We start from the raw sequence: 6,595 nt of genomic DNA, 5'->3' as shown, positions 1-6,595 counted from the left end.
GTAGGATGAATCTCCCATGAGTGCTTCCCGTGAGGGAGCGACAGTCAGTGATACACCGTGGTCGTTGGAGTCAGACTAACGGAAGGGCTCAAGGCACCATAGTTTATCGACCTTCCTCTCCCAGCCGTAGTATACAATACCCGTTCTGAATACATTTTCATCTTCTGTGGTGTAGCGCTGGTTTTTGCGCTACATGGATGGCTAACGGGTAGCTTTAGTTGAACAAGATAGATAAACCAGAAGCAACAATCTTTGAGAAAATAGCCATAAAAAAAGCACAACAAAGGTTATGAAAACCTTGTTGTGCTTTTATTAATAAATTTTATTTATCTTCAGCAACGAATGGAAGTAATCCCATAATACGAGATACTTTAATAGCAGAAGTTAATTTACGTTGGTACTTAGCGCTAGTGCCAGTTACGCGACGTGGTAAGATTTTACCGCGTTCAGAGATGAATTTCTTTAAAAGATCTACATCTTTATAATCGATGTTCGTAATGTTATTAGCAGTGAAGTAGCAAACTTTACGGCGTTTGCGGCCTCCGCGACGTGGTGCCATTATCGTTTTCCTCCTTTAATAATTTTTTAACTTAGACTAATCGATATTAGAATGTTAATTATCCTATTAGACGTATCTGAATTAGCTTACCAAATTTTCCCCTTTTAACAACATATAGATTAGACACCTATAACTTGCTATAAATCCATAATTGTCAAGACCTACTGGAGCATTTTAAGATTAGACATTTATCTACCTGTCAAAAATCTTAATATTTCCCCTTTTTACAACCTATAGATTAGACACTATAACTTGCTATAAGTACTTAATTATCAAGGAATAGAGTAGTGTTCTTAGATTAGACATTTCACTACCGGTCAAAATGGTAAGTCATCCTCAGATACTTCTATCGGTCCTTTGCTATTAGCAAATGGATCCTCATCTACACGTGTATAATTCGGCTGATTCATAGGTGGTTGATTTTGCTGATAAGAATCGCCGCCAAATGAACCCTGCCCTGGCATAGCACCACCAAACTGTTGCTGTGGTTGTCCACCGCCGTATGACGGTTGATTATTACCGTAAGTATTCTGCCCACCATATTGAGGAGCAGGAGCACCGCTAGTATTACGAGGCTCTAAAAACTGTACGCTATCTGCCACTACATCTGTTGTGTATACTCGTTTACCATCTTGTCCTTCATAGCTGCCTGTTTGAATGCGACCTTCCACTCCAATCAAACTTCCTTTTCGCATGAAGTTTGCTAAGTTTTCAGCCTGTTTGCGCCATGCAACACAGCTAATGAAATCAGCTTCGCGATCACCTTGTTGGTTTGAGAATGTTCGATTCACAGCAACTGTAAATCTTGTAGACGCAACACCATTAGGCGTATAGCGTAGCTCAGGATCTTTTGTTAGTCTTCCAACTAATACGACACGGTTTATCATCAGAAATGCAACCTCCTTTTCAGCATTTTGTTAACTGATTATGCTTCTTGGCGAACCGCAATGTGACGAATGATATCTTCGCTAATGTTAGCAAGACGTGTGTATTCGTTAATTGCTTCTGAAGTAGCGTTTACTTTCACGATTTGGTAGAAACCTTCGCGGAAGTCTTGAATTTCATAAGCTAAGCGGCGTTTGCCCCACTCTTTTGATTCGATGACTTCTGCACCGTTAGAAGTTAAGATTTCGTTGAAACGTTCAACTAAAGCTTTCTTCGCTTCGTCTTCAATATTCGGACGTACGATGTACATTAATTCGTATTTTCTCATCTGTTTACACCTCCTTATGGACTTAGGCTCTCCTGTACACAGGGAGCAAGGAGCAAGTAATAATTATTACTCACATCAATGAATTGTAACATATAGATACATGTCTTTCAAGTCGCAACCAAACAATTCTTTCTATATAATGAACTTAATTCATGAATGAAAGGTGGATCTTCATGTTAACAGATAAAGAACCTATTGTCATTGAACTCAATATAAAGAAACTAATGTTGGAAAATATCGTTGTCACTAGTTGTCTTGTACTAATATTTATGGCGATTCAATATATTTACACTAAAGATCCTTTTTCCACAACATTTTGGAATGTGATTATTGGATCCATCCTTTTCGTCATTTTGTATATTGTTTTCATCATCTTACATGAAGCCTTTCATTTAATTGGCTTTATGGTCTTCGGAGGCGTGCCCTTTAAATCGTTAAAATACGGCGTGAATTTAGAGCTTGGGGTAGCGTATGCAACAACTGAACAACCGTTACAGAATCGTGCAATGAAAAAAGCTTTATTACTTCCATTCTGGACAACTGGCGTCCTCCCGACAATTGCTGGTTTCTATTTTGACAGTACTGTTTTAGTATTAGTGGGGGCTTTTTTAATAGCTGGAGCAGTAGGTGATTTTTCCATGTATAAAGAACTGCGCAAATATCCCAAAAATGCGTTAATACAGGATGACCCTCATTTACCAAAGCTTTATGTATATATGCCTGAGGAAAAGAAATAACTTTGATGGAAGTTACATTACTAATAGAATCTGCTTGGCTCCAAGCAGATTCTATGTTTGACACAAATTTAGGGCGTTCAATTTCTAAACCATGTTCTTTTATTTGTAATACGAAAATTCGGATAAGTATATAAACAAAAAGGCAATCCATTTAAAGATTGCCCCTGTTTGTATTTTACACATTGAAACGGAATAACATAATATCGCCGTCTTGTACAACATACTCTTTACCTTCAAGACGTACTTTACCAGCTTCTTTAGCAGCAGGTTGAGAACCAGCTTCTACTAAATCATCGAAAGCAACTGTTTCTGCACGAATAAATCCACGTTCAAAGTCTGTATGAATGACTCCTGCACATTGAGGTGCCTTCATACCTTTACGGAACGTCCATGCACGTACCTCTTGTACCCCAGCAGTGAAGTAAGTTGCTAGTCCTAGTAAATCATATGAAGTACGGATTAATTGGTCTAAACCAGATTCTTTAATGCCTAGTTCTTCTAAGAACATTGCTTTTTCTTCATCATCAAGCTCAGAAATTTCTTCCTCGATTTTTGCACAAATTGTGATAACTTGAGCTCCTTCAGCAGCTGCATACTCACGTACCTTTTGCACATATTCATTATTATCTGCGTCAGCAACTTCATCTTCTGAGACGTTTGCCACATAAAGCATAGGTTTAATTGTTAAAAGATGAAGTCCTTTAATAACCTTTAGCTCATCCTCTGAAAGTTCTGCAGCACGTGCTGGTCGACCGTTTTCTAATTGTTCTTTAACTTTTACAAGAATTGGTTCTTCAATCATTGCTTCTTTGTCTTTTTGCTTTGCCATTTTGCCAACACGTTGTAATCGCTTATCAACAGATTCTAAATCAGCAAGTGCAAGCTCTAAATTAATGACCTCAATATCGTCAATCGGATCTACTGCACCTGATACGTGCGTAATATTTTCATCAACAAAACAACGTACAACTTGGCAAATTGCATCTACTTCACGAATATGAGCAAGGAATTTGTTCCCCAACCCTTCACCCTTTGAAGCGCCTTTTACGATCCCAGCAATATCTGTAAACTCAAATGCTGTTGGTACTGTTTTTTTAGGTGTTACTAATTCTGTTAATTTATCTAAACGTGCATCTGGTACTTCAACAATACCGACGTTCGGATCGATTGTTGCGAATGGATAGTTTGCAGCCAATGCGCCCGCTTTTGTAATTGCGTTAAATAATGTTGATTTTCCGACGTTAGGTAAACCAACGATTCCAGCTGTTAATGCCATGAATGGACACAACCTTTCTTTGATCTGTTCAAATTTGCTCTTATCTCCCGTACTAACGGATACTGTGAGGTTACAGAAGTCCTCACTGATGAATCACTGTATAACCCTATCTATTATATTGATTCACTCATAAAAAGTCTAATACACATCAATTTCACCTTGGCGTAATTGCGTCCGGATTTAGAATTGTGCCCAGGCCTGCACGACGAGGTCAGTTAGCCGTTTTCGCAAGATGCGAAGGTTTTAGGCTAACATCCTTATATTCATTCCTTTCAAAATACGTGACATCCGCCGGAGGCTTTATCTTCAATCAGTCGGTGTCAGAACACCTACTGATTGAAGATAAAAACTAGTCTTCACTAGCTGAAATTAAAACCTTTTTCATTTTTTTCTCAAATTCGCGGCGCGGAATCATGACACTATGCTGACAGCCTTCACATTTAATACGCACATCTGCCCCCATCCGAATAATTTTCCACTTATTTGTGCCACATGGATGCTGCTTTTTCATTTCAACAATATCGTTCAAACCAAATTTCTTCGCTTCCATATTACTCATTTCTCCCCTCTTCATTTCCATTCATACCATAGAACATCATTTTCGGATGAGCCATTGGTATATTATTTTCTTCAAAGAGTTTTGTAACATCACGACGAATAGTACGAGCAACCCCGTATTGTTGTTGTGGTAATGTTTCTGCGGCTATACGGATCGTTACCTCTGTACCCTTAACATTTTGTACACCTAAAAAGACGGGTACTGCTACAAGTTCCTTATGAATTTCAGGTAAAGTATTTAAATACTTTTTAATGATAGCTTCAGCTCTTTCAAAATTGGCATCGGTCGTCATTTGTAAATCTATATAAATTTTAGAGTTGTTGACAGAGTAATTGACAACATCCCCAATCGAACCATTCGGAATAATAAACTGCTCTCCTGTAGAACCATTAATCTTTGTTGTACGTAAACCGATTTCTATAACAGTTCCTTCAGCTGAATTTATTTTTATATAATCGCCAACACCAAATTGATCTTCAAAAATAATAAAGAATCCAGTAATGACATCCTTCACTAAACTCTGCGCACCAAAACCAATAGCTAAACCGACAATCCCTGCTCCAGCCAATAACCCAGCTATCTTAATGTTTAAAATAGAGAGAATAGCAATGATTGCTGAAAAATAAACAACATAAGAAATGACACTTTGTAATAATCTCGAAATTGTTTTTTGTCGACGTTCTGAATGGTCTAAAGGTGAACGCATACGCATTAAAAACACTTTTTTAATAAACTTTTTACCTAATCGTACAGCTAGCCACGATGCTATCAAAATAACTGTAATCTTAATTGAATTGTTTATTATCTTTACCCAAAAATCCTCTGACATCAACGTGTCCCAATAGTTCTTTAATACCTTTTCGTTAAAGTAATCCATTAATACCACCTCTTGAATAACTTGCTAAAAATTTGCGTATACTGCATAAAAATCGAGCACTTCTTACAAATAAAAAGGAAAGTGAGTTTTTTTATGAATACTATACCAAAATTGTTACTCCCTTATTCTCTTCATCATGAAAGTAAAAATATCGTTTGGCAGTTGAGTACATTATTTTTAGAACATATACCCTTTCATCATGAACGCCTTATTTTCTGTTGTATTGGAAGTGACCGTTGTACAGGTGATACACTTGGGCCATTAACAGGTAGCTTCCTAAAAAAGTCAATTAGTTTTCCATATGAAATTGTAGGCTCCTTAGACAATCCTTTGCATGCTCTTAATTTAGACACTACTATGCAACAGCTACACAATCATACTATAAAACCATTCATTATTGCGATTGATGCATGTCTTGGAAGTGAACAAAATGTTGGACATATTTCTGTCCAAAATGGACCTATTTTTCCGGGAAAAGCTGTAAAAAAACAATTACCTCCAATCGGTGACATTTCCATTAAGGGGATCGTCAATGTTGGAGGCTTTATGGAAATGCTTGTTTTACAAAATACAAGACTTCATATTTCTTATGCAATGGCGGAAAAACTTTCAAGAGCTCTATTGCTTGCTGCACATCGTTATTCATTGAAAAGTATAGAAGATAGCAACCACAATACCGACAACGATAAGACTTGGCAACAAGTTAGCAGCCTTGATCTTAGTTAATCCTGCTATATTTAAACCAATGGCAAGAATCATAACACCACCTACAGCAGTCATTTCTTGAATAAACATTTGTAGTGCGGCATCTGGTATAAAAGAGCTGATAACACCTGCAAAAAGTGCAATTAATCCTTGATAGACGAATACAGGTACTGCAGATAATAGCACTCCAATACCTAATGTAGATGTTAATATTATCGATATAAATCCATCGATTAATCCTTTCGTAATAAGTATATTATGATCATTACGCAGACCACTATCGAGTGCACCAATGACGCCCATAGAGCCAACTACAAATATTAAAGATGCCGTTACAAAACCTTCTGCTATGCCAATTTGATTATTATCAGTACGATTTTTACTAAATAAAGATTCTACCCATTTTCCAAGTCTATTCATTTGATTATCTAAATCTAACCACTCACCAATTACTGTACCTACTACTAAACTTATCATTAAAATAATAAAATTATCACTTTCAAAGCCCATTTTAATCCCTAAAAGCGCAACTGCTAAACCGATAATCGATAAAACAGTAGTTTTCATAGACTCAGGAATATTTTTAAAGATGCGTCCTACCAATGCACCTGCCATAATAAGCAAAGCATTAATTAATGCCCCTAGTAATACCACGTCCCAACCTTCCTT

The 6,595-nt window shown here is 37.0% G+C and carries 9 protein-coding genes; 2 read left to right on the top strand and 7 right to left on the bottom strand.

The annotated features are described in order from the left end of the window. Window positions 1-322: 322 nt before the first annotated feature. From rpsR to rpsF, 3 genes are all read right to left on the bottom strand, one after another. On the bottom strand, window positions 323-559 hold the full coding sequence (rpsR, locus tag AC1DCY_RS22895) for a 30S ribosomal protein S18 (protein ID WP_049662616.1): 237 nt from the start codon (window positions 557-559) through the stop codon (window positions 323-325). Window positions 560-876: 317 nt separating this feature from the next. Next, window positions 877-1,446 carry a single-stranded DNA-binding protein gene (gene ssb / locus AC1DCY_RS22890; RefSeq protein ID WP_477353782.1) on the bottom strand — a complete coding sequence of 190 codons (570 nt, stop codon included), beginning with the start codon at window positions 1,444-1,446 and terminating at the stop codon, window positions 877-879. 38 nt (window positions 1,447-1,484) lie between these two features. Beyond that, window positions 1,485-1,772: a 30S ribosomal protein S6 gene (gene rpsF / locus AC1DCY_RS22885; protein ID WP_053482932.1), complete on the bottom strand. Its 288-nt coding sequence runs from the start codon at window positions 1,770-1,772 to the stop codon at window positions 1,485-1,487. Between the two features lie 173 nt (window positions 1,773-1,945). Between rpsF and AC1DCY_RS22880 the strand changes: the two genes are divergently transcribed. Continuing rightward, window positions 1,946-2,509, top strand: a complete 564-nt coding sequence (locus AC1DCY_RS22880; RefSeq protein WP_477353780.1) for a DUF3267 domain-containing protein — start codon at window positions 1,946-1,948, stop codon at window positions 2,507-2,509. A gap of 175 nt (window positions 2,510-2,684) precedes the next feature. On the opposite strand, the gene ychF is transcribed toward AC1DCY_RS22880, so the two are convergent. The 3 genes from ychF to AC1DCY_RS22865 form a co-directional block, all read right to left on the bottom strand. After that, complete coding sequence (gene ychF, locus AC1DCY_RS22875) at window positions 2,685-3,785, bottom strand: redox-regulated ATPase YchF (protein ID WP_477353778.1); 1,101 nt, start codon at window positions 3,783-3,785, stop codon at window positions 2,685-2,687. 349 nt (window positions 3,786-4,134) lie between these two features. Continuing rightward, complete coding sequence (locus tag AC1DCY_RS22870) at window positions 4,135-4,335, bottom strand: DUF951 domain-containing protein (RefSeq protein ID WP_370044020.1); 201 nt, start codon at window positions 4,333-4,335, stop codon at window positions 4,135-4,137. 1 nt (window position 4,336) lies between these two features. After that, a complete protein-coding gene (locus tag AC1DCY_RS22865) occupies window positions 4,337-5,221 on the bottom strand; it encodes a mechanosensitive ion channel family protein (RefSeq protein WP_477353776.1) in 885 nt (294 codons plus the stop codon). Between the two features lie 93 nt (window positions 5,222-5,314). Between AC1DCY_RS22865 and yyaC the strand changes: the two genes are divergently transcribed. Further along, a complete protein-coding gene (gene yyaC / locus AC1DCY_RS22860) occupies window positions 5,315-5,947 on the top strand; it encodes a spore protease YyaC (RefSeq protein ID WP_477353775.1) in 633 nt (210 codons plus the stop codon). Here yyaC and AC1DCY_RS22855 read toward each other — a convergent pair. Further along, on the bottom strand, window positions 5,864-6,580 hold the full coding sequence (locus AC1DCY_RS22855; protein ID WP_477353773.1) for a DUF554 domain-containing protein: 717 nt from the start codon (window positions 6,578-6,580) through the stop codon (window positions 5,864-5,866). The genes yyaC and AC1DCY_RS22855 overlap by 84 nt on opposite strands. Window positions 6,581-6,595: the final 15 nt, after the last annotated feature.

This window comes from Lysinibacillus sp. 10T31, assembly GCF_056394365.1.
This window is presented reverse-complemented; position numbering and strand designations above follow the sequence as displayed.